At 68.9% G+C, this 21502-nt stretch carries 15 protein-coding genes; 6 read left to right on the forward strand and 9 right to left on the reverse strand.

The window, feature by feature from the left end; all coding sequences use genetic code 11:
- Positions 1-13: 13 nt before the first annotated feature.
- The 9 genes from U1T56_RS07190 to mutM all read right to left on the reverse strand — a co-directional run bounded on the left by U1T56_RS07190 (position 14) and on the right by mutM (position 15411).
- Positions 14-3034, reverse strand: a complete 3021-nt coding sequence (locus tag U1T56_RS07190; protein ID WP_418158770.1) for a PAS domain S-box protein — start codon at positions 3032-3034, stop codon at positions 14-16.
- Between the two features lie 212 nt (positions 3035-3246).
- Positions 3247-6189, reverse strand: coding sequence for a PAS domain S-box protein (locus U1T56_RS07195; protein WP_418158771.1), 2943 nt, complete (start codon positions 6187-6189; stop codon positions 3247-3249).
- 353 nt (positions 6190-6542) lie between these two features.
- Positions 6543-8957, reverse strand: a complete 2415-nt coding sequence (gene gyrB, locus U1T56_RS07200) for a DNA topoisomerase (ATP-hydrolyzing) subunit B (RefSeq protein ID WP_418158772.1) — start codon at positions 8955-8957, stop codon at positions 6543-6545.
- A complete protein-coding gene (gene recF / locus U1T56_RS07205) occupies positions 8950-10119 on the reverse strand; it encodes a DNA replication/repair protein RecF (protein ID WP_418158773.1) in 1170 nt (389 codons plus the stop codon). The genes gyrB and recF overlap by 8 nt, the downstream gene beginning before the upstream one ends.
- A complete protein-coding gene (dnaN, locus tag U1T56_RS07210) occupies positions 10116-11234 on the reverse strand; it encodes a DNA polymerase III subunit beta (protein ID WP_418158774.1) in 1119 nt (372 codons plus the stop codon). The genes recF and dnaN overlap by 4 nt, the downstream gene beginning before the upstream one ends.
- Before the next feature lie 145 nt (positions 11235-11379).
- On the reverse strand, positions 11380-12783 hold the full coding sequence (gene dnaA, locus U1T56_RS07215; RefSeq protein ID WP_418158829.1) for a chromosomal replication initiator protein DnaA: 1404 nt from the start codon (positions 12781-12783) through the stop codon (positions 11380-11382).
- 484 nt (positions 12784-13267) lie between these two features.
- On the reverse strand, positions 13268-13555 hold the full coding sequence (rpsT, locus tag U1T56_RS07220; RefSeq protein ID WP_418158775.1) for a 30S ribosomal protein S20: 288 nt from the start codon (positions 13553-13555) through the stop codon (positions 13268-13270).
- 99 nt (positions 13556-13654) lie between these two features.
- Entirely contained in the window at positions 13655-14428 is a 774-nt protein-coding gene (locus U1T56_RS07225) for an enoyl-CoA hydratase (RefSeq protein WP_418158776.1), read from the reverse strand.
- 167 nt (positions 14429-14595) lie between these two features.
- Positions 14596-15411, reverse strand: coding sequence for a bifunctional DNA-formamidopyrimidine glycosylase/DNA-(apurinic or apyrimidinic site) lyase (gene mutM, locus U1T56_RS07230; protein ID WP_418158777.1), 816 nt, complete (start codon positions 15409-15411; stop codon positions 14596-14598).
- A gap of 97 nt (positions 15412-15508) precedes the next feature.
- Between mutM and ubiE the strand changes: the two genes are divergently transcribed.
- The 6 genes from ubiE (at position 15509) to cysK (ending at position 21412) form a co-directional block, all read left to right on the forward strand.
- Entirely contained in the window at positions 15509-16324 is an 816-nt protein-coding gene (gene ubiE / locus U1T56_RS07235) for a bifunctional demethylmenaquinone methyltransferase/2-methoxy-6-polyprenyl-1,4-benzoquinol methylase UbiE (RefSeq protein WP_418158778.1), read from the forward strand.
- A gap of 6 nt (positions 16325-16330) precedes the next feature.
- Positions 16331-17851, forward strand: a complete 1521-nt coding sequence (ubiB, locus tag U1T56_RS07240) for a 2-polyprenylphenol 6-hydroxylase (RefSeq protein WP_418158779.1) — start codon at positions 16331-16333, stop codon at positions 17849-17851.
- A gap of 328 nt (positions 17852-18179) precedes the next feature.
- Positions 18180-19397, forward strand: coding sequence for a bifunctional phosphopantothenoylcysteine decarboxylase/phosphopantothenate--cysteine ligase CoaBC (coaBC, locus tag U1T56_RS07245; RefSeq protein ID WP_418158780.1), 1218 nt, complete (start codon positions 18180-18182; stop codon positions 19395-19397).
- Positions 19390-19872: a dUTP diphosphatase gene (gene dut, locus U1T56_RS07250; protein ID WP_418158781.1), complete on the forward strand. Its 483-nt coding sequence runs from the start codon at positions 19390-19392 to the stop codon at positions 19870-19872. Before coaBC ends, dut begins: the two co-directional genes overlap by 8 nt.
- 16 nt (positions 19873-19888) lie before the next feature.
- Positions 19889-20344 carry an RrF2 family transcriptional regulator gene (locus U1T56_RS07255; RefSeq protein WP_418158782.1) on the forward strand — a complete coding sequence of 152 codons (456 nt, stop codon included), beginning with the start codon at positions 19889-19891 and terminating at the stop codon, positions 20342-20344.
- 90 nt (positions 20345-20434) lie between these two features.
- Complete coding sequence (gene cysK, locus U1T56_RS07260; protein ID WP_418158783.1) at positions 20435-21412, forward strand: cysteine synthase A; 978 nt, start codon at positions 20435-20437, stop codon at positions 21410-21412.
- The last annotated feature ends 90 nt before the right edge of the window (positions 21413-21502 follow it).

Genomic DNA, 21502 nt, shown 5'->3' on the forward strand with positions numbered 1-21502 from the left:
CTGCCTCTGCTCTTCACCCCATCTTGCGGCTCTCGCGCAGCATCGCCGTCACGGCCTCCTTGAGCTCGAGCGGGCCGACGGGCTTGTGGAGCAGGCGGAAGCCGCCGCGCTTGGCCTCGGCCAGACGCTCCGGGGCGGTGTCGCCGGTGACGATCGTGGCCGGGATCGGCCGCCCGAGCTTGGCCTGAAGGGAGAGCACCGCATCCAGCCCGGTCCTGCCTCCCTGCAGGCGGTAATCGGTGACGACGGCGTCCGGCAGCGGCTCGCGATCGGTCATGACGATCGCCTCGTCCACCGATGCCGCTGCCAGCACCGTGTGCCCCCAATCCTCGATCATGGCCTCGAGGCCGATGCGGATCAGCGCGTCGTCCTCGATCACCATCACAACGCCTGGGGAGAAGCCTCCGTCTCCTCCCGAGAAACGCGCCGGTGGCTGTGGCAGCTCGACGACGGTCGCACGCGGGACCAGGATGGCGAATGTCGAGCCGCGTCCCGGCCGGGAATGCAGCTCGACAGGGTGGTCGAGCAGCCGCGACAGGCGGCGGACCACGGCGAGGCCGAGCCCCAGGCCCTTGCGGCGATCGCGCTCGGGATTTCCTACCTGATAGAACTCCTCGAATACGTCCTGGAACTGATCGGACGCGATCCCGATCCCCGTATCGACCACCTCGATCCGCACATGCTCGCCCCTGCGCCGGCAGCCGACGAGGACGCCGCCACGCTTGGTGTAGCGGAGCGCGTTCTCGATCAGGTTGCGCAGCATGCGCTCGAGGAGCACGGGATCGCTGCGGACGACGACGCGCGGGGAGACCACGCGCAGGCGCAGGCCCGCGGCTTCCGCACGCGGCGCGTATTCGGCAGCCAGACGTTCGAGCAGAGGCGCCAGCGGTATGGGTGCCGGCTGGGCCACGACGAGGCCGGCATCGAGCTTGGAGACGTCGAGCAGGCTGTCGAGCAGCGCGCCCAACGCTTCGAGCGCCTGCTCCATGTTACCGAGCACGACAGCGGCCGGATGGTCGCGCAGCCGGACCTTCAGAAGATCGAGGAACAGGGTGAGCGACTGGACGGGCTGGCGCAGATCGTGGCTGGCGGCGGCGAGGAACTTGGACTTCGCGAGATTGGCCCGCTCGGCCTCGGCCTTGGCGGCGTGCAGATGCTCCTCGCTGCGCTTGCGTTCGCTGATGTCGAAGGCGATGCCGATCACGCCGACCACCGCACCCGACGCATCGCGCAAAGGGGCTTTCGTGCTGAGGCAGGTACGGCGCTGCCCGGTGCTGTCCTGGAGCTCCTGCTCCAGCACGATCGCCCTGCCGGTCTCCAGCACCTCGCGGTCGCTGGCCTCGATCCGGTCGGCGATCGCGGGCGGGCAGTAATCCCGATCGCGCGTGCCCAGCACCGCGGCGGCATCGCGGCCGAGCAGCGCGCAGGTGCTGGAGTTCACGAGGATGAACCGCCCCTCGCGGTCGCGCACGAATACGGGCTCGGGGATGCTCTCGATGATGGTGGTAAGGAGCCGGTTGCTCTCTTCCAGGCGGCGCTGCGTCTCGCGGCGCTCGGTGATGTCGCGCATGATGCCGGTGAAGAAGCGCTCACCGTCGACCCGCCACTCGGCAATCGCGAGCTCCAGCGGGAAGATCGAGCCGTCCTTGCGCCTGCCTTCCACCTCGCGGCCGATCCCGATGACCTTGCGTTCGCCGGTCCGGCGGTAGTGGGCGAGATAGCCGTCGTGGTTCGAGCGATGCGGCTCGGGCATCAGCATGGAGACGTTGCGCCCGATCACCTCGTCGGCTTGGTAGCCGAAGGTCCGCTCGGCGGCGGGATTGAAGGATTGCACGATGCCGTGCTCGTCGATCACCGCCATGGCGTCCACCGCCGTATCGACGATCGAGCGGTAGCGTGCTTCGGCCCGGCGGAGCCGGGCCTGTTGCGCCTCCAGATCCTCCAGCATGGCATCGAACGCATCGCCCAGCGCCGCGATCTCGCGTGGCACGCCGGTGAGTCCGGCCCGGACAGCGAGATCGCCCCGACGCCAGCGCTCCGTCGCGGCGACCAGGGCGGCCACCGGTGCCCGGACCAGGCGCGAGGTGCCCCACCACAGGATCGTTGCCACCAGGGCGAGGATCAAGGCAAGCAGGCCCACCATGCGGTAGGAGGTTCTGTCGATGGGAGCCAGCGCTTTCTCCCGGTCCAGCGTGACGGCGACCAGGAGCCCGCCCGTGCCGGGCACGGGCGGACTGTAAGCGACGATACGATCCACCCCGTCCAGGCCCGGCAGCTCCTCAACGCCGGACCCGGAGGCGTGCAGGAGGGAATGCCACGGCGCGGGCAGCCCGACGCCGACGAGGTCGGGTCTCGCCGGGGCCCGTGCCAGCACCGTGCCGTTCTCGTCGGCGAGGACGAAGGTCGCGTTCTCGGGCAGGGAGCGCCGCGAGGCATAATCCTCGAGCCAGCGCGTATCCAGAAGAACCGTGACCACACCCGCGACCCGGTCGGCGTCGTCATGGTAGGGAATCGCGAACGGCAGGGCAGGGCGTCCGTTCGAGCGCTTGAGGATGTAGCCGCTCGATGCGAGCCCGTCGGTCTCGATGGCACGGCGGACATGGACGCGGTCGCCGATGGTGATCCCGAGCGAGGCGGCATCCGTGCTGCACCGGATCACCCCGTTCCGGTCGGTGACGTAGAGGTCGAGATAAGCGGGATAGTCCGGCCGCAGGCGGTCCATGAAGCGGGCGCACTCGGCCATGTCCTGCTCGCGGACGATCCGGGTTTGCCGGACGGTGGCCAGGAGATGCCGGATCTCCTCGAGCAGCTGCTCCTGCTCGCTCTCGAGGCCGCCCAGAAGCTGGAGTGCCTGCCGATGAACCTCGGCCCGATACTCCCGACGCAGCTCGACTTGGCTGTAGACCGCGATCGCCACGACCGGCACCAGCGCGGCGGCGAGCAGGACCAAGAGGCGCGCGGACAGGCTCCACCGCTGCTCCCGCCTGTCCGGCCGCGCGACCGGACGGTCTGCCACGCGCGGTGAGGTGGTCATCCGATCCATGCTCTCCTATCCCGGCCTGCCGGCAGCGGCCATCGCCAGCAGATCCCGGACCCTGCCTGACCTCGGAGCGCCGATGCGTTCTGCCCATCGAGGAGACGGAACGCCCTCCTTCCCACTCCAAGGCTAACAGCCTAGCACCTGAGCCGGAGCCTGGGCACGCCCAAGAGGATGCGCCATTTTTTCGCGCGCGCCGGCCGGATGCTTCAAGCGGAAGCGCCCGGAGCCATCTCGAGAGCCCGGGCCGTCGTGTCGAGAGCCTCGTCGAGCGCTTGCAGAGGCTTCCCGAGATCCTGTTCCGTCTTGGCGGCCTTCTCGATCTCCTCTGCCCGATCCGCGATCGCGACCAGGCCGAAGCTGCGCGCCGTGCCCTTCAGCCGGTGCGCGAGACGGGCGGCCCTCGGCAGATCGTGCCGCGCCTCGCGCAGCTCCGCTGCGACCCCGCGGGCATCCAGAAGGGCCCGGCCGAGATAGGAGGCTATCTGCTCCGGCATGCCGGCGAACACCTCGGCGACGAACCCCCAATCGACGGCGCTGCCGGTGGCTCGCAGCACCTCGGCGGCCGGCTGCCCGCCCGCGTCGGCCAGCTCCGACATCGCGGCGGAGAGCTTGGCCCATGCGATCGGCTTGCTCAGGCAGAGATTCATGCCGGCCGCGAGATAGCGCCGCCGGTCCGCCTCGACCACGTTGGCGGTGAGCGCTATCGCCGGGGTCGCCTGGTTCGGGCCGGGCGTGGCGCGAAGCTGCCGGATCGCCTGCTCGCCGTCCATGACCGGCATCTGGATGTCGAGCAGCAGAAGGTCGAACCGCTCGGCTGCGGCTCGCTCGAGGCACTCGCGGCCGTTCTCGGTCAGCACCACCTCGTGGCCGTGGCGCCGGAGCATGTCGCCGATCAGCTCCCGGTTCAAAGGCGCATCCTCCGCCACCAGGATGCGGAGCGACGGAAGCTCGTCGAGGCCTGTGGTCATCGCTCTGGCGACGACGGCATCGCCGCGCTCGAGAATGACCTCGAACCAGAACGTGCTGCCTTCGCCCGGCTGGCTCTCGACGCCGATCGTGCCGCCCATGGCCTCCACGAGCTGCTTGCAGATGGCGAGCCCGAGTCCTGTGCCGCCGAAGCGGCGCGTGGTGGCCTCGTTGGCCTGGGAGAAGGCCTTGAACAGGCGGGTCTGCTCCTCCTTGCTGATGCCGATTCCGGTATCGCGCACCTCGCAGCGCAGCCGGATCCGGCCGTCATCCGTCGGCTGGGTCGTGACGTCGAGCGTGACCCCGCCACGTTCGGTGAACTTGATCGCATTGCCGACGAGGTTGAACAGGATCTGCTCGAGCCGGCGCGGGTCGCCGCGCAGCACCGGCGGCGAGCCCTCGGGCACGTGGAAGGTGAGCCCGATCTCTTTCTCGCTGGCCTTCACCTGCATGCTGGAGCGGACCTGCTCGAGTACCTGGCCCAGGCTGAAATCGACCCGCTCGAGCTGGAAATTGGTCGAGCCGAACCGCATGAAGTCGAGAATGTCATCGATGATCGCGAGCAGGAGCTGGCCAGAGCGGCGGATATTGTCGAGATATTGCTGCTGCCGCGCATCGAGCGGCGTGCCGGCCAGAAGATCGGCCGTGCCCAGGACCGCGGTCATGGGCGTCCTGATCTCGTGGCTCATGGTGGCGAGGAAGCGGGTCTTCTGCTCGGAAGCCTGCTCGGCCTCGTGCAGCGCCGTCTGGGTGCGGATCAGGTTCTCGACGTCGGTCGCGGTGCCGAACCAGCGCACCGTGCTCTCGTCCGCCGGATCGCGCATGGGCTGCGCGCGGAACATGAACCGACGGTAGGAGCCGTCCTCGGCCCTGAGGCGGCAGGTGGCATGCCAGCGCTCGCCGCGAGCGAGCGCATCCGCCCATCGCTGGTCCATCATCGCGCGGTCCTCGGGATGGACCAGCGCCATCAGGCCCTCGCTGAAGACGCGAGCCGTGTCCGGGCCCGAGAACTCGTGCCAGCGGCGGTTGACGAAGGCGATCCGGCCCTCGGCATCGGCGATGAACACGATATGGGGCATGGCCTCGGCGAGCTCGCGGAACCGCCCCTCGCTCGCCGCCAGCGCCGCCTGGGCGTGCTGGCGCTCGGTCACGTCGATCCCGGTCGCGATCACGTAGCGTACCTCGCCGCGGGGCGAGCGGACGGCGGTGGTCGACCATTCGACGATGCGGCGCGAGCCGTCGCGCGCGATCAGTTCGGACGTCCCGGCGTTCGCGGAATCCGTACCGGGCGAGCGGACGAAGTCGAGCCGCTCGGCTTCGATCGCTTCCGGCGGGACCAGGAGATCCCGGAGCTTGCGCCCGAGCGCTTCCTCGGCGGTATAGCCGGTGAGCCGCTCGCAGGCCGCGTTCCAGCGCACGATCGTGCCATCGGCGTCCAGCACCAGAACGAGGGCACCTTGCGCCTGGAACAGAGAGGCCGTGAAGTCGCGCTCCTCGGCGGCAGCGCGGGCGAGCTCCGCGTTCAGGGCAGCACGGCGTCGCATGTCGCGGACCACGAGGGCGAGACAGGCGGAGAGAACCGTGCCGGCCAGGGGCGTGCCGAGCATCCAGATGGTCATGGTGCGCTCGGCACGCTCGCGGGTCGTCCGCAGCTCGGCTTGCGTGCGCGCGCGTTCGTACGCGAGCAGCTCGCCGATGCCCGTGCGCAGCCGGTCCATGATCGCCCTGCCGCGATCCTCGAGCATGGTCGCCTGGACCGCGGCGAGGCCGCCCGTCTGGCGCAGGCGGATGCTCTCGGCGAGCTCGGCGAGCTTGGCGTGGACGTCCTCCTCGATGGCCCGGAGCTCCTGCCGGCGGGCGGGTTCGTCGGCGTAGAGCTGCCGCAGGACGGTCAGCCGCCCCTCGAGCTGCTGCACGGCCTGATGGTAGGGGTCGAGATAGTCCGCCCGGCCGGTGAGCAGGAAGCCGCGCTGCCCGGTCTCCGCATCCCGCAGGCTCGCGAGCACCTGCTCCAGCGCCTCGGCCCGCTGATCGGCGATGCGCATCTGCGCGGTGGAGGCGAGGACACCCCGCATCTGCTGCCGGTAGCCGAGGCCGGCCCCGATGCACAGCAGCAGGAGCACGAGCGCCACCCCGAGCAGAAGACGCTCGGACGACCAGACCGGCCGGTTCGGTGCGCTCACCGTCCCTGCACTGGTATCCGCAGGAGCGAGGGTCGGCCCGGTGGTCCCCGCAGGCTCACCGGAGCCGGATCGCCGGGATCGGGTGGGAGCGACAGTCACGATGATGGGACTCCAGACGCGCGATGCTCTGCCGGAATCTCGGCCGACCATCCCTTCGTCGCCGAGGGACCGGAGAGACGGGCAGCGTGCGTCGCGATGGTAGGGGCTCGGACCATGCCGATTCGCGCTGCAGGCATGGTCCCGCACCTCGGGCTCGTCATTCTGCCCTAGATACGCTGCCCTTCATCATCTGCCAACCATCAAGGAGACCGCAGCGCCTACGACTTTCCGCGGGCCCCGAGGTTCCGTGCTCGTCACACGTCGAGATTGACCACCTTGAGCGCGTTCTCCTGGATGAACTCGCGTCGGGGGTCGACCACGTCGCCCATGAGCGTCTCGAAGATCTCGTTGGCCTGATCCGCCTGGTTGATCTTGACCTGAAGGAGCGTGCGCTTCTCGGGATCGAGAGTGGTCTCCCAGAGCTGCTCCGGGTTCATCTCGCCCAGGCCCTTGTAGCGCTGGATCGCGAGCCCTTTGCGGCCGAGCTGGAACAGAGCCTCGACGAGGCCCACGGGACCCGTGATCGGGAGCGTCTGCTCCTTGCGCGCGAGCACGGCGCCGGCCGTGAGCATGGTGCCGATCTCGGCCAGGATCTGGGCAGCACGACGCGCATCGGGGCTGCGGGCGAGGCTGGGATCGAGGCGGTGCCGCTCGCGGCGCTCGCCCTTCACCTGGATGAAGACCAGCTCGCCCGTCTCGGCACGGTGCGCCTGCCAGCTCCCCTTACCGGCGCTGCTCAGCATCCGGGCCGTGCGCTGGGCGAGCTCGAGCGCTGCCGCCGGATCGTCGAGTGCGTGCTCGGCGAAGCCACCGGCCATGGCGACGGCCTCGACCAGCTCGATCGGCAGTCGCCGCGCAAGATGCGAGAGCAGCGTGCGGCAGGTGCGGGCCTGCTCGACCAGGGCCTGCAGCCGTTCCCCGGCGATGGTCTCGCCACCGGCGGTGACGAGCGTGCATTCCTCGAGGCTCTCGGCGATGAGGAAGGCCTCGAGCGCTGCGTCGTCCTTGAGGTAGCGCTCCTTCTGGCCGCGCTTGACCCGATAGAGCGGCGGCTGGGCGATGTAGAGATGGCCGTGCTCGATGATCTGCGGCAGGTGACGGTAGAAGAAGGTCAGGAGCAGGGTCCTGATGTGCGAGCCGTCCACGTCGGCATCGGTCATGATGACGATGCGGTGGTAGCGCAGCTTCGAGATGTCGAAGTCGTCGCGGACGCCCGTGCCGAGCGCGGTGATCAGCGTGCCGATCTCCTGGCTGCCCAGGACCTTGTCGAGCCGGGCACGCTCGACGTTCAGGATCTTGCCGCGCAAGGGCAGGATCGCCTGGAAGCTGCGGTCGCGGCCCTGCTTGGCCGAGCCGCCGGCGCTGTCGCCCTCGACGATGAACAGTTCGGCCTTCGCGGCGTCCCGCTCCTGGCAGTCGGCGAGCTTGCCCGGGAGATTGGCGACGTCGAGGGCGCCCTTCCTGCGGGTGAGCTCGCGCGCCCGGCGCGCGGCCTCGCGCGCGGTCGCGGCCTCGACCACTTTGCCGACGATGAGCTTGGCTTCGGCCGGATGAGTCTCGAACCAGCGGGCGAGGGCATCGCCGACCACGCTCGAGACGACCGGGGTGACCTCCGAGCTCACCAGCTTGTCCTTGGTCTGCGAGGAGAACTTGGGGTCCGGCATCTTGACCGAGAGCACGCAGGTAAGGCCTTCGCGCATGTCCTCGCCGGTGAGCGCCACCTTGTCCCGCTTCAGGATACCACTGTCCTCGGCGTACTTGTTGAGAGCGCGCGTCAGCGCGGCGCGAAAGCCCATGAGGTGGGTGCCGCCGTCGCGTTGCGGGATGTTGTTCGTGAAGCAGAGCGTGGTCTCGTGGTAGCCGTCGTTCCACTGCAAGGCCACATCGACCGCGATCCGGTCGCGCTCGGCCCCGATCACGATCGGCGCATGCAAAGGCTGCTTCGCGCGGTCGAGATAGCGGACGAAGGCTTCGACCCCGCCCTCGTAATGCATCACCTCCTGCTTCGTGGGCTCGACGCGGCGGTCGGTGAGGGTGATGCGCACGCCGGAATTGAGGAAGGCGAGCTCGCGCAGGCGATGCTCGAGCGTCTGATAGCTGAACTCGGTCTGCGAGAACACCTTGATCGAGGGCATGAAGGTGATCTCGGTGCCGCGCCTGCCGTTCTGCGCTCCCACCACGGCGAGCGGTGCCACGGGCTCGCCGCCGTTCTCGAAGCGCATGAAGTGCTCGTGGCCGTCGCGCCAGATACGGAGATCGAGCCAGTCCGAGAGCGCGTTCACGACCGAGACGCCGACGCCGTGCAGCCCGCCCGAGACCTTGTAGGAGTTCTGGTTGAACTTGCCGCCGGCGTGCAGCACGGTCATGATCACCTGCGCCGCCGAGACACCCTCGCCCTCGTGGATGTCGACCGGGATGCCGCGGCCGTTGTCGGCGACCGTCACCGAGCCGTCGGGATTGATCGTGACCTCGACCGTGTCGGCGTAGCCGGCCAGCGCCTCGTCGATGGCGTTGTCCACCACCTCGAACACCATGTGGTGCAGGCCGGAGCCGTCGTCGGTATCGCCGATATACATGCCGGGGCGCATCCGCACGGCCTCGAGGCCTTCGAGCACCTGGATCGAACGCGCGTCGTAGACGGGCTCGCTCTGCATCAAGGGTTCACTCATGGGGCGTCAGCGCTCCGTTGACGACATGAAACATCTGCGCCGCCTTCGCGAGCGGCGCGAACAGATGGGCGTCGGTGCCGGTGAGCCAGGCCTGGGCACCGAGATCGACGAGGGCCGCGAGCAGCTCGGCACGGCGCCGCGGGTCGAGATGGGCGGTGACCTCGTCGAGGAGAAGGATCGGCAGATCGCCGTGACGTGCCTGCCGCAGCCGGGCCTCGGCCAGGACGATGCTGATCAGGAAGGCCTTCTGCCGGCCGGTCGAGGAGCGCTGGGCGGGCTCGCCGCGGAACGCATCGCTGGCCACGAGGTCGCTCCGGTGCGGGCCCACGGCAGCACCGCCGGTCTCGGCATCCTGCGCGCGGCTGCTCGCGAGCGCGTTCACGAGACGCTGCTCGGCCTCGAGGGCCGGCATGGTGCCGAGCCAGCTTTCGACCTCGCCCTCCAGCGCCAGACGCGGGCGGGGGAAAGGGTAAGGGGCATCGCGGAGCGCCGCATCGAGGTCGTGGACGAGCTCGCGGCGGGCAGCGGCGACGGCAACGGCCGACTCGGCCATGCGCTGCTCGATCGCAGCGAGCCAGGCCGGATCGCGCCGGCCGGCGCGCAACAGATGCGAGCGCTCGCGCAGGGCACGCTCGAACGCCGCCACCCTCGTCGCGTGCTCTGGATCGATCGCGAGCACGAGCCGGTCGAGGAAGCGGCGGCGGCCGCTCGCGCCCTCGCTGAACAGCCGGTCCATGGCGGGCGTGAGCCAGACCAGGCTCAAGAACTCGCCCAGCCCCGTCTGGCTGCGCAGCGCCTGGCCGTCGACCTCGACGGTACGACGCTCGGCTTCGGGATCGCGCGCGGTCGCGATCTCCGCCGGGCCGGCATGGCCGTCGACGAGGCTGTCGATGTGCCAGGAGCCGCTGCCGCCCTCGCGGTCGAGATCGGCCAGCCTGGCGCGCCGCAGGCCGCGCCCCGGCGTCAGGAGCGATACCGCCTCGAGCAGGTTGGTCTTGCCGGCACCGTTCTCGCCATGGAGGATGACCGGACTCGCCCCCAGCTCGAGCCGGAGCTGGCGGTAGTTGCGAAAGTTCTCGAGCTCGAGGCGCCTGATCGCGAGCGCTCGGGCCGGCTGGGCGCTGGCCCCCGCCTCTCGGCGGGACAGAGCAGAGAGCGTCATACCCGCATGGGCATCAGCACGTAGAGCGTGCTGCTGTCGCCCGGATCGCGCACCACGGTAGGAGCGGCTGCGCTCGCCATCTCGAAGCGCACCTTCTCGCCGTCGATTTCCTGAAGCATGTCCAGGATATAGCGAGCGTTGAAGCCGATTTCGAGGGCGTCGCCCGAATATTCCGCATCGATCTCCTCGATGGCGCGGCCGGTCTCGGCGCTGACGGCGCTGATCGTGACCGTGCTGCGATCGAAGCTGAGCTTCACCGCCCGCGCCTTCTCGGTCGAGATGGTGGCGACACGGTCCACGGCCTCGCTGAACTGCTTGGTGTCGAACAGCGCCACCTTCTCGTTGCCGGTCGGGATCACCCGCTCGTAGTCCGGGAAGGTGCCGTCGATGAGGCGCGAGACCAGGACGGCGCGTTCGAGAGTGAACTGGATGCGGGTCGGCGACACGCTGACCTCGACCTCGCCGCCGATGCTGTCGATGAGCTTCCTGATCTCGCCCACGGTCTTGCGCGGGACGATGATGGGCGGGATCTGCTCCGCCCCTTGCGGCAGCGGCACCTCGACCCTGGCCAAGCGATGGCCGTCGGTCGCGACCCCGCGCAGCATGCTCGTGGCCCCCGCCTTGGTGGCGTGGACATGGATGCCATTCAGATAATAGCGCGTCTCCTCGGTCGAGATCGCAAAACGGGTCTTGTCGATCAGCTTCGCGAGATCGCTCGCCGGCATGGTGAAGCGCACGCCGAGCTGCTCCTCGCCGATCGCCGGGAACTCGTCGGCCGGAAGGGTCGGCAGGTTGAACACCGAGCGCGCGGCCCGGATCGTGACCTCGCCGCCCGATCCGTTCTGCTCGATCCCGACCTCGCTGCCCTCTGGGAGCTTGCGCACGATGTCGAACAGCGTATGCGCCGCCACGGTGGTGGTGCCGCCCTTGCCGACCTGCGCCGGCTCGTGCGCCACGAGCGAGAGGTCCATGTCGGTGGCGGTGAGCCCGAGCCGTCCCTTCTCGGCGACGAGCTTGACGTTCGACAGGATGGGGATGGTCGTCCGGCGCTCGACGACGTTCTGAACGTGCGTAAGCGACCGCAAGAGAGCCGCGCGCTCGATCGTTAGCTTCATGGGCAATATCGATCCGTCAGCCGCCGGCGGCGCCACGCCACCCCCGGCGAAGTTGGGACGCGCACGCTAGCAAAAATGCCGGCACAGCGACAGTTTTCGTGCGCGCGGCGCGCCTCTCGGGGCGCCGCCCGGCCCATGCTTGCGATCAGCCCTGTAGCTTGCGCTTGAGCGCTTCCAGATCGTCGGCGATCGAGCGGTCCTCGGCCGCGAGGCGCTCGATCTGCCGTACGGCGTGCATCACCGTGGTGTGGTCGCGGCCGCCGAACTTCTTGCCGATCTCGGGCAGCGAGCGCGGCGTGAGCTGCTTGGCGAGATACATCGCCACCTGTCGCGGCCGCGCCACCGCACGGCTGCGGCGGGCCGAGGTCATGTCGGCCATACGTATATTGTAATGTTCCACGACTGCCTTCTGGATCTCCTCGATAGTGACCCGGCGGTCGTTCGCGCGCAGGAGGTCTTTCAAGACCTCCTGCGCCATGTCGATCGAGATCGGCTTCTGCACCAGGCTCGCCTGGTGCACGATGCGGTTCAAGGCGCCCTCGAGCTCGCGCACGTTGCTCGTGATGCGGCTCGCGAGGAACTCGAGCACGCGCAGCGGGATCTCGACCCGGAGCTGCTCGGCCTTGGCCTGGAGAATCCCGAGGCGCAGCTCGTAGGTCGTGGGGTGGATATCCGCGACCAGACCCCAGCCCAGACGCGAGCGGATGCGCTCTTCCAGGCCCGAGAGGTCGGACGGGCTGCGGTCGGCCGAGATCACGATCTGCCGGCCACGATCCACGAGCGTGTTGAAGGTGTGGAAGAACTCCTCCTGTGTGCTGTCCTTGCCGCTGATGAACTGCACGTCATCGACCATGAGGAGGTCGACCGAACGGAACAGCTCTTTGAAGCTCATGGTGTCCTTCGAGCGGAGCGCCCGCACGAACTGGTACATGAACTTCTCGGCGGAGAGATAGACCACCCGTCGGTTGGGATCGAGCTGCTTCACCCGATGGGCGATGGCGTGCATGAGATGGGTTTTGCCCAGGCCCACGCCGCCGTAGAGGAAAAGAGGATTGAAGGGGGGCTTCGGCGAGGAGGCGACCCGCTCGGCTGCCGCCACCGCGAACTCGTTGGGTTTGCCGACGACGAAGGTCTCGAAGGTGAAGCGCGGGTCGAGACGCGCACCCAGCTCCTCGAGCGCTGCGGCATCGCTCGCAGGCGCGGCTTCCGCCTGCTCGGCCGGGCGGATCACCGCCGGCGCCGCCGGCATGGCGGCCGGATTGGCCTGCGCGCTGTTGGCCGCGGCCGCCGGGCGGACGTTCAGCGCGATCGAGCGGACGTTCGGGTTGATCGAAGTCCACAAGCCCCGGATGCGGTCCGCATAATGGGCCACCACCCAGTCGCGCATGAACTGGGTGGGCACGGCGATCACGACGCGGTCACCGTCCACGCAGGCCAGATCGAGCGGCTTCAGCCAGGTCGAGTAGGCAGTGTCGCCCACTTCCGCACGCAGAAGGCCGCGGACCTGGCTCCATTGCTGCTCGATCTCGCTCGACTGCGGGAGGACCATTCGCACCTCGGACTCCGCCTTTTCTTGCGGCGACACCCTCACGCCCCGTGACCGACCGTGACCCGCGCCGACCCAGGGCCGCGATAGACTTGTTTCCATCTACCTACCGAGCCATCGCATGATCACTTGCCCGTCACACCACTGCAACTTTCCAGCACAACTTTTGCACGACAAGAACGAACGGCGATGTACGTATGTATTCGAGAATACATAGGTGCATCTTACTGGCAGCGGCAAGTCGCTGGATCTAATGGAAGCAGACCGCCGCAGGCGGCAGCGCAGGTGCGGAGAGTAATGCGAGGCTCAGCCGCTGGCAAGGGGATCGAACGGAGAACGCGTCATGTTGCTTTATGGTTGAGAGAGGTTGCGCGGCTTTCTTGCTGCGGCCGCCGGTCGCACGAGAAAAGCGCCGGCCGTTCGCACGACCAGCGCGATCATCGACGCACGACAGGGAGAAGCGCCGCCTCCCAGCGGCGCGGCCTGCTCAGACCTGGGCGGCAGGTGCTGCCGTCGCGAGCGCCTTCACCCGGCGGGACAGGCGCGAGATCTTGCGCGAAGCAGTGTTGAGGTGCAGCACGCCCTTGGTGACACCCCGACGGATCTCCGGCTCGGCGGCGGCGAACGCGGTGCGCGCAGCCTCGTGGTCACCCTTCGCGAGGGCATCCTCGACCTTGCGGACGAAGGTCTTGATCCGGCTCATCCGGCTACGGTTGATGGCCGTCCGCTTGGCCGTCTGACGGATGCGCTTCTTCGCGGAACGATGATGCGCCAAGGCAAACCTCTCATCAAAAAGTGCGAGCGCGCCGTATAGCGCCGGTTCTCGGCGCCGTCAACGTGGCGCGCTGGGCCGTGGTTGGGGCGGCTTTCGGCTTCAGCGATGGGTGAAGTTCGGGCTGCGCTTCTCGGCGAACGCGGTCATGCCCTCGCGCCGGTCTGCAGTTGCGAAGGTGGAATAGAACACGCGCCGCTCGAGCTTGAGGCCTTCGGCCAGCGTCATCTCGTAGGCGGCATTCACCATGTCCTTCGCCATCGCGACGATCGGCTGCGACTTGCTCGCGATCGTCTCTCCGAGCCGAACCGCCTCGTCGACGAGATCGGCCAAAGGCACCACGCGGGCGACGAGGCCCGAGCGCTCGGCCTCTGCAGCATCCATCATCCGGCCGGTGAGCACCATTTCCATGGCCTTGGACTTGCCGATGGCGCGGGTCAGCCGTTGCGTGCCGCCGGCTCCCGGAATCGTGCCGAGGTTGATTTCTGGCTGGCCGAACTTCGCGTTGTCCGCAGCGAGGATGATGTCGCACATCATGGCAAGCTCGCAGCCGCCACCCAAGGCATAGCCTGCGACCGCGGCGATGACGGGCTTCCTGTGCTGGGCGATCTTGGCCCACGGGGCGATGAAGTCGCTCGAGAAGGCCTGCGCGAAGTCCTTCTCCATCATCTCTTTGATGTCGGCACCGGCGGCGAACGCCTTTTCCGAGCCCGTGATCACCATGGCAGCGATCTCGGAATCACGGTCGAAGTCCGAGAGCGCTTCCTCGAGCTCCCGGATGAGCTGGGCGTTCAGCGCATTCAGCGCCTTCGGGCGGTTCAGGGTGACGAGGCCGACCCGTCCGCGGCGCTCGACGAGAATGGTCTCGTAAGCCATGCATGCAACTCCCCAGAGCCGGTATCGTCCACGAGCCGGCTTCCGGTTCTTGAGTGAGCCGCGCTGCACTGCACCAAGCGCACCACCGCGGCGCGCGGGGTTAAACACCAGGGAGCGGGCAGCCGTCCAGAGGCAATCGCGGGCGAGGATCGCCGGAGCCGCCCTCTTCAGCGCTGGCAGTCCCGGCACCAGAAGGTGGCGCGTGCACCCTGCACGATCCGCTCGATGGCACGGCCGCAGCGCGGGCAGGGCGCGCCGGCGCGATCGTAGACTCGGAAGTTGCGCTGGAAGTTGCCGAGTTCGCCGTCGGCCTGAACGTAGTCGCGTAAAGAAGAGCCTCCTGCCTCGATCGCCTCGAGCAGCACCTCTCGGATCGCGCCGGCGAGGCGCTCCGCCTCGGCCTCCTCGAGGCTGCCGGCCGGGCGGGACGGGCTCAGGCCCGCCCGGAACAGGCTCTCGCTCGCGTAGATATTGCCGACCCCGACGACGCGCCGCTGGTCCATGAGTGCCGGCTTGAGCGCGGTCCGCCGGCCGGCGAGCGCCCGGCCCAGGGCCGCGCCGTCGAAGCCCGGATCGAGCGGCTCGAGGCCGAGATGCACGAGCCACCGGTGCGCGGCGAGATCCGCCGCCGGGACCAGATCCAGCATGCCGAAGCGGCGCGGGTCGACGAAGCGCAAGGTGGTGCCGTCGTCGAAGCCGAAGGTGAGGTGCTCGTGCGCCCCGCGCGGCTCGCCGTCGAACAGGAGCCGGCCCGACATGCCGAGATGGAGCAGCAGGGCGAGGCCACCCTCGAGGAAGCACTGGATGTACTTGGCACGCCGGGAGAAGCCCTCGACCGTGCGGCCGACGAGCCGCGCCTCCAGATGCTCGGGCAGGGGAAAGCGAAGGTCGGGTCGGCGCTGGACGAGGCGCTCGATCCGGCGTCCGACGAGGCGCGCACCGAGGGCGCGCATCGTGGTCTCGACTTCCGGCAGCTCGGGCATGAGCGGGGTTCCCAGATCGACCGGGGCGGTTGCCGGGGGGCACGCGAGCACCTACAACACCGCACCGATACCAGCCAAGACGAGCGCCGCTATCTGCATGAGCGAGCCCCAAGCCGCAAGCCCGGCATCGCCCTCCGGCACCGACACCGATCCCGCCAAGGCCGCCGCCCTCCGGCTGGCGCGGTCCTTCGGCTACGAGGAGGTCGAGCCCGAGGAAAAGTCCGCGAAGGTCCGCGAGGTGTTCCGCCGCGTCGCCTCGCGCTACGACCTCATGAACGACCTCATGAGCGGCGGCATTCACCGCCTGTGGAAGGAGGCCCTGCTCGACTGGCTGGCGCCCCGGCGCGGCATGCATCTCGTCGACGTCGCGGGCGGCACGGGCGACATCGCCATGCGCTTTCTTGCGCGCGTCGACGGCGAGGCCAGGGTCACGTTGTGCGACATCAACGACGCCATGCTGGCCGTGGGCCGCGACCGGGCGCTCGATGCCGGCTGGCTCGGCGAGATCGACTGGGTGACGGGCGACGCCATGGCGCTGCCGTTCCCGGACCGATCGTTCGATGCCTACACGATCGCGTTCGGCATCCGCAACGTGACCCATCTCGACAAGGCTCTGGCCGAGGCGCGGCGTGTGCTGAGACCGGGGGGGCGCTTCTTGTGCCTCGAATTCTCGCGGGTCGTGCTGCCGCTCCTCGACCGCCTCTACGACGCCTACTCGTTCAACGTCGTGCCGCTCCTGGGCAGGCTCGTCGCGCGCGACGAGGCGAGCTACCGCTACCTCGTCGAGAGCATCCGTCGCTTCCCCGACCAGCCGGCCTTTGCGGCTCTCCTGAAGGACGCCGGGCTCGAGCAGGTGCGCTGGCGCAACCTCTCGGGCGGGATCGCCGCGATCCACTCCGGCTGGCGTCTTTGAGCCGCGATGCTGCGCGAGCTCAGGAACGGCGTACGGCTCGTCGAGACCGTGCGCTGTCTCGTCCGTCACAACGCGCTCTTCCCGCTCGCCCTTCTGCCCCTGCCGCGGCCGGTCCTGCGTCTCGCCGAGCTCATCGGCAACAAGGCGGCACCGGGCCGTCCCGGCGAGCGCCTCGCACGGGCGCTGCAGGAGCTGGGGCCCACCTTCATCAAGCTCGGCCAGTCGCTCGCGGTCCGAAGCGATCTTTTGGGCGAGACGATCGCCCGCGACCTCTCCGAGCTGCAGGATCGCCTGCCGTCCTTCCCGGCCGCGAAGGCGCGAGCCGTGATCGAGGCCGAGCTCGAGCGCCCTCTGCCCGCGCTCTTCTCTTCGTTCGACGACGAGCCCGTGGCGGCGGCCTCGATCGCGCAGGTCCATTTCGCCGTCACCACCGAGGGCGAGGAGGTTGCGGTCAAGATCCTGCGGCCGGGGATCGAGCTCGCGGTCGAGCGCGATCTCGACTTCTTGCTCTGGCTCGCCCAGTGGGTCGAGCGGCTGCGTCCGGGCCTGCGCCGCTACCGTCCCGTCGAGACCGTCCTGACCCTCGCCGTCACCACGCGGCGCGAGATGGATCTCAGGCTCGAGGCCGCGGCCGCCGCCGAGTTCGCGGCCAACTGCGCCCTCGACGAGGGCTTTCGCGTGCCGAGGGTGGACTGGCGCCGCACGTCCCGGCGTGTGGTCACCTTCGAGCGCGTGCACGGCCTCCCCATCGACGAGCGTGCGGTGCTGCTCGCGGCCGGCCACGATCCCGACCGCATCATGGCGAAGGCCGCGGCCGTGTTCTTCAACCAGGTGTTCCGCGACGGCCTGTTCCATGCCGACATGCATCCCGGCAACATGCTGGTGGATGCGCACGGCGACATCGTAGCGCTCGACTTCGGCATCATGGGCCGGCTCGATCTCGCCACGCGCCGCAACCTCGCCGAGATCCTCGTGGGCTTTCTGACCCGCGACTATTCCAGGGTCGCCGAGGTGTTCTTCCGTGCAGGCTACGTGCCGGCGCACCAGGACCCGCAGGCCTTCCAGCAGGCCTGCCGGGCGGTCGGCGAGCCGATTCTGGGCCTGCCGCTCGACGAGATCTCGCTGGGCAAGCTTCTGGGCCAGCTCCTCGCCGTGGCCGAGCAGTTCGAGATGGAACAGCAGCCCGAGCTCGTGCTTTTGCAGAAGACCATGGTGGTGGCCGAAGGCGTCGGCCGGGCGCTCAATCCCAATGTCAACATATGGCAACTTGCGCAGCCTATGGTTGAAAACTGGATCCGCGACCATCTCGGTCCGGAGGCACGGCTGCAGCAGGCCGTCGTCGACGGGCTCGACATGCTGCAGCGCCTGCCGTCCCTGGTCGCACGAGCCGAACGCCTGGCCCTCGTTCTCGGCGACGATGCACGACGTCCGCGCCGTGTCGTGCTCCACGCCCGGGCTTGGTCCTGGCCCGCTTACCTGCTCACCGGCGTGGCGCTCGGAGTCCTGCTGAGCCGTCTCGTTGGATGAATCATTCTTTTAGGAAAACATAATAATTCCTTGAAAGGGTTCATGAAATACCCTGGCCGCCGAAGCGGCGCAGCTACGCGTGTCCCACGGCTTTTCCACCATCGTCCACAGACACTGCCCATGTCTGTCCACCGATCGATCCCCAGCAGGAGATCCGATGGAACGTACTCTGGGGTGATGTGCGTTCGCCTCACGCCCTTGCGATGTGGAGAATCCTTGCTCGTCGCCGCTTGAATTCCATGTAATGATCGTATTTTAAGCGGAAACACATTGCGCGGCTCGGTCGCGCTTGGCGGGTGCGAGCCCATCCCCGGTTCCGGTGAGCGTCGTGTCGCCCAAGAGGATATTGCTGATCGTCGGCGGCGGCATCGCCGCTTACAAGTGCCTCGAGCTGGTCCGGCGCGGGCGCGAGCGCGGGCTTGCCTTCCGCTGCGTTCTGACCGCAGGCGGCAAGGAGTTCGTGACACCGCTCTCGCTTGCGAGCCTCTCGGGCGAGAAGGTCTACCAGGAGCTGTTCTCGCTCACCGACGAGGCCGAGATCGGGCACATCCGGCTGTCGCGCGAGGCCGACCTCGTCGTCGTGGCGCCGGCCACGGCGAACCTGATCGCCAAGATGGCGGCGGGCATCGGCGACGATCTCGCCACCACCCTGCTCCTCGCCACCGACAAGCCGGTCCTGATCGCACCGGCCATGAACCCGATGATGTGGGCGCATCCGGCCACGGTGCGGAACATGGCGCGGCTGCGGGAGGACGGGATCCGGGTGGTGGGTCCCAACCCCGGCGACATGGCGTGCGGCGAGGTCGGCTCGGGTCGGATGGCCGAGGCGCACGAGATCCTGGCCGCGATCGAGGCGATCCTGAACCCGATGGAGCGGCCGCTCGAGGGCCAGCGCGCCGTCGTCACCAGCGGGCCGACGCGGGAAGCGATCGATCCCGTGCGCTACATCTCGAACCACTCCTCCGGCCGGCAGGGGCACGCCATCGCGCGCGCGCTCGCCGAGGCCGGGGCCCGAGTGACGCTCGTGAGCGGTCCCGTGCAGGAGCCGGATCCCGAAGGTGTCACGACGGTTCATATCGAATCGGCACGGGAGATGCTGGCCGCGGTCGAGGCGGCGCTACCGGTCGACATCGCGGTCTGCGCCGCTGCCGTGGCCGACTGGCGGCCGGCGCTCGCACCTGCACGCAAGATCAAGAAGGAGGAAGGCGCTGCCGCACCCGTGATCGAGCTGGTCGAGAACCCGGACATCCTCCGCACGCTCGCCCGCCATCCGCGAAGGCCCAGGCTCGTCGTGGGCTTCGCCGCCGAGACGGGCGATCTCGAGGCTCTGGCTAGAGCCAAGCTCGCGCGCAAGGGCTGCGACTGGATCCTCGCCAACGACGTCTCGCCGGGCAGCGGGATCTTCGGCGGGGAGAGCAACCGCATCCTCCTGCTGACGGCGGAGGGGGAGAGCGAGGCCTGGCCCGAGCTCGACAAGCGCGAGGTGGCGCGCCGCCTCGTTCGCCGCATCGCCGATCACCTCGCGCGGGAGGCCGACCATGGCTGAGACGCTGCGGGTCCGGATCGAGCGCCTGCCGCACGGGCGGGACCTGCCGCTGCCGGCCTATGCGACCGAGGAGGCAGCCGGGCTCGACCTGCTCGCGGCCGTGCCCGAGGCGGCGCCGCTCGTGCTGGAGCCCGGCCGCCGCGCGCTGGTCCCGACCGGGATACGCATCGCGCTGCCGCCGGGCTTCGAGGCGCAGGTCCGGCCGCGCTCGGGGCTGGCGATCCGGTACGGGGTCACGGTCCTCAACAGCCCCGGCACGATCGACCCCGATTACCGCGGCGAGGTCGGGGTGATCCTCGTCAATCATGGCGACGTATCGTTCGTGGTGACACGTGCCATGCGCATCGCCCAGCTCGTCGTGGCCCCGATCGTCCGTGTGGGTTGGGACGAGGGGGCGCTCGAGAACGAGGGCACGGCGCGTGGTGTCGGCGGGTTCGGCTCGACCGGGCTCGGGCCCCCCGCCTTGTTGCGTTGACAGGAGGTCAAGGCCGATGCTCAGGCCGTCGAAGAAGCTGGCTCTGGCGCTCGAGGCCGTCGTGGACATCGCGTTTCACGGCGGGGCGGAGCCCGTGCAGAGCCAGGACATCGCCCGTCGCCTGGGATTGCCTCGCCGCTATCTCGAGCAGGTCCTGCAGCAGCTCGTCCGCTCGGGCGTGCTGAAGGGTGTGCGCGGGCCCAAGGGCGGCTATCGCCTGGCGCGGGAGCGCCGCCGGATCAGCGTGGGCGAGGTTGTGCGCGTCGTGCAGGGGCTCGAGGAGCCGGTGGGCGAGGAGGGTCCCGTCTCGGAGTCGGCGCTCGGCACCAAGGTGATCGCCCCCTTCTGGGAGGAGCTGGAGCGCGATCTGATGCGCCGGCTCGATGCGGTCAGCATCGAGGACCTCTGCCGCGAGGCCGAGAAGCAGGCGATCGAGAGCGAAGGCCGCCGCAGCTTCGATTTCGTCATCTGAGGCCGGCGTCGCCCTGCCGACAGCAGGCCCGCCCGCTTTTCCCTATCGTTCGCTGTGCTTAGATGACGGCACGGCAGAAGGGGAACCGGCATGGAGCGCCATTCACACAAAACGGGCGGGGAATCGAGCGGGCAGGAGCGCATCCTGGGCTCGATCTGCGAGGCCATCGGCGACACGCCGCTCGTCCGGCTGGGCCGCCTGCCGGCAGAAGCCGGATGCGAGGCCGAGATCCTGTGCAAGCTCGAGTTCCTGAACCCGTTGTCCTCGGTCAAGGACCGGATCGCGCTCGCCATGGTCGAGGCCGCGGAACGGGCGGGCAAGCTCGAGCCCGGCGGCACCATCGTCGAGCCGACCTCCGGCAACACCGGCATAGCGCTCGCTTACGTCTGTGCCGCCAAGGGCTATCGGCTCGTCCTTACCATGCCCGAGAGCATGTCGCTCGAGCGGCGCAGGATGCTGAAGCTCCTGGGCGCCGAGCTCGAGCTCACCCCGTCCTCGCTCGGCATGCGCGGCGCGCTCGCCGCCGCCAAACGCATCCTCGACGAGCGGCCGGGTGCCATCATGCTGCAGCAGTTCGAGAATCCGGCGAACCCCGCCGTCCATCGCCGCACCACCGCCGAGGAGATCTGGCGCGACACCGGCGGCAGGCTCGATGTGTTCGTCGCCGGTGTGGGCACGGGCGGCACCATCACCGGCTGCGCCCAGGCGTTGAAGGAAAGAGCACCCGCCATCCGCTTCGTCGCGGTCGAGCCTGAGGACAGCGCCGTGCTCTCGGGCGGCAAGCCCGGCCCGCACAAGATCCAGGGCATCGGTGCCGGCTTCGTCCCGGCCAACCTCGATCTGAGCCTCGTCGACGAGGTGATCCGGATCGGCAACGAGACCGCGTTTTCGACCGCCCGCCAACTCGCAGCACTCGAGGGCATTCCGGCCGGAATCTCTTCGGGTGCTACCGTCGCGGCTGCGCTCGAGATCGGGTCCAGACCCGAGATGGCCGGCAAGCGCATCGTCGTCATCCTGGCCTCCGCGGCGGAGCGCTATCTCTCGACGGAGCTGTTCTCCGAGCTCTGATCGGTGCGTCCTGCATGGCTGCTGCGGCGATTCTTCTTACGCTGCGGTGCCATAAAAGTGCTACGGGTCGGATGAGCCACGAACGGGATC

This window comes from Benzoatithermus flavus (assembly GCF_037908215.1).
Classification (GTDB): Bacteria; Pseudomonadota; Alphaproteobacteria; order Geminicoccales; family Geminicoccaceae; genus Benzoatithermus; species Benzoatithermus flavus.

Excerpts from the sequence above, each read along its gene's own strand:
- U1T56_RS07190 (WP_418158770.1), bottom strand. The coding sequence starts at position 3,034 with ATGACCACCTCACCGCGCGTGGCAGACCGTCCGGTCGCGCGGCCGGAC.
- gyrB (WP_418158772.1), bottom strand. The coding sequence starts at position 8,957 with ATGAGTGAACCCTTGATGCAGAGCGAGCCCGTCTACGACGCGCGTTCG.
- recF (WP_418158773.1), bottom strand. The coding sequence starts at position 10,119 with ATGACGCTCTCTGCTCTGTCCCGCCGAGAGGCGGGGGCCAGCGCCCAG.
- dnaN (WP_418158774.1), bottom strand. The coding sequence starts at position 11,234 with ATGAAGCTAACGATCGAGCGCGCGGCTCTCTTGCGGTCGCTTACGCAC.
- dnaA (WP_418158829.1), bottom strand. The coding sequence starts at position 12,783 with ATGGTCCTCCCGCAGTCGAGCGAGATCGAGCAGCAATGGAGCCAGGTC.
- U1T56_RS07225 (WP_418158776.1), bottom strand. The coding sequence starts at position 14,428 with ATGGCTTACGAGACCATTCTCGTCGAGCGCCGCGGACGGGTCGGCCTC.
- mutM (WP_418158777.1), bottom strand. The coding sequence starts at position 15,411 with ATGCCCGAGCTGCCGGAAGTCGAGACCACGATGCGCGCCCTCGGTGCG.
- ubiE (WP_418158778.1), top strand. The coding sequence starts at position 15,509 with ATGAGCGAGCCCCAAGCCGCAAGCCCGGCATCGCCCTCCGGCACCGAC.
- ubiB (WP_418158779.1), top strand. The coding sequence starts at position 16,331 with ATGCTGCGCGAGCTCAGGAACGGCGTACGGCTCGTCGAGACCGTGCGC.
- dut (WP_418158781.1), top strand. The coding sequence starts at position 19,390 with ATGGCTGAGACGCTGCGGGTCCGGATCGAGCGCCTGCCGCACGGGCGG.
- U1T56_RS07255 (WP_418158782.1), top strand. The coding sequence starts at position 19,889 with ATGCTCAGGCCGTCGAAGAAGCTGGCTCTGGCGCTCGAGGCCGTCGTG.
- cysK (WP_418158783.1), top strand. The coding sequence starts at position 20,435 with ATGGAGCGCCATTCACACAAAACGGGCGGGGAATCGAGCGGGCAGGAG.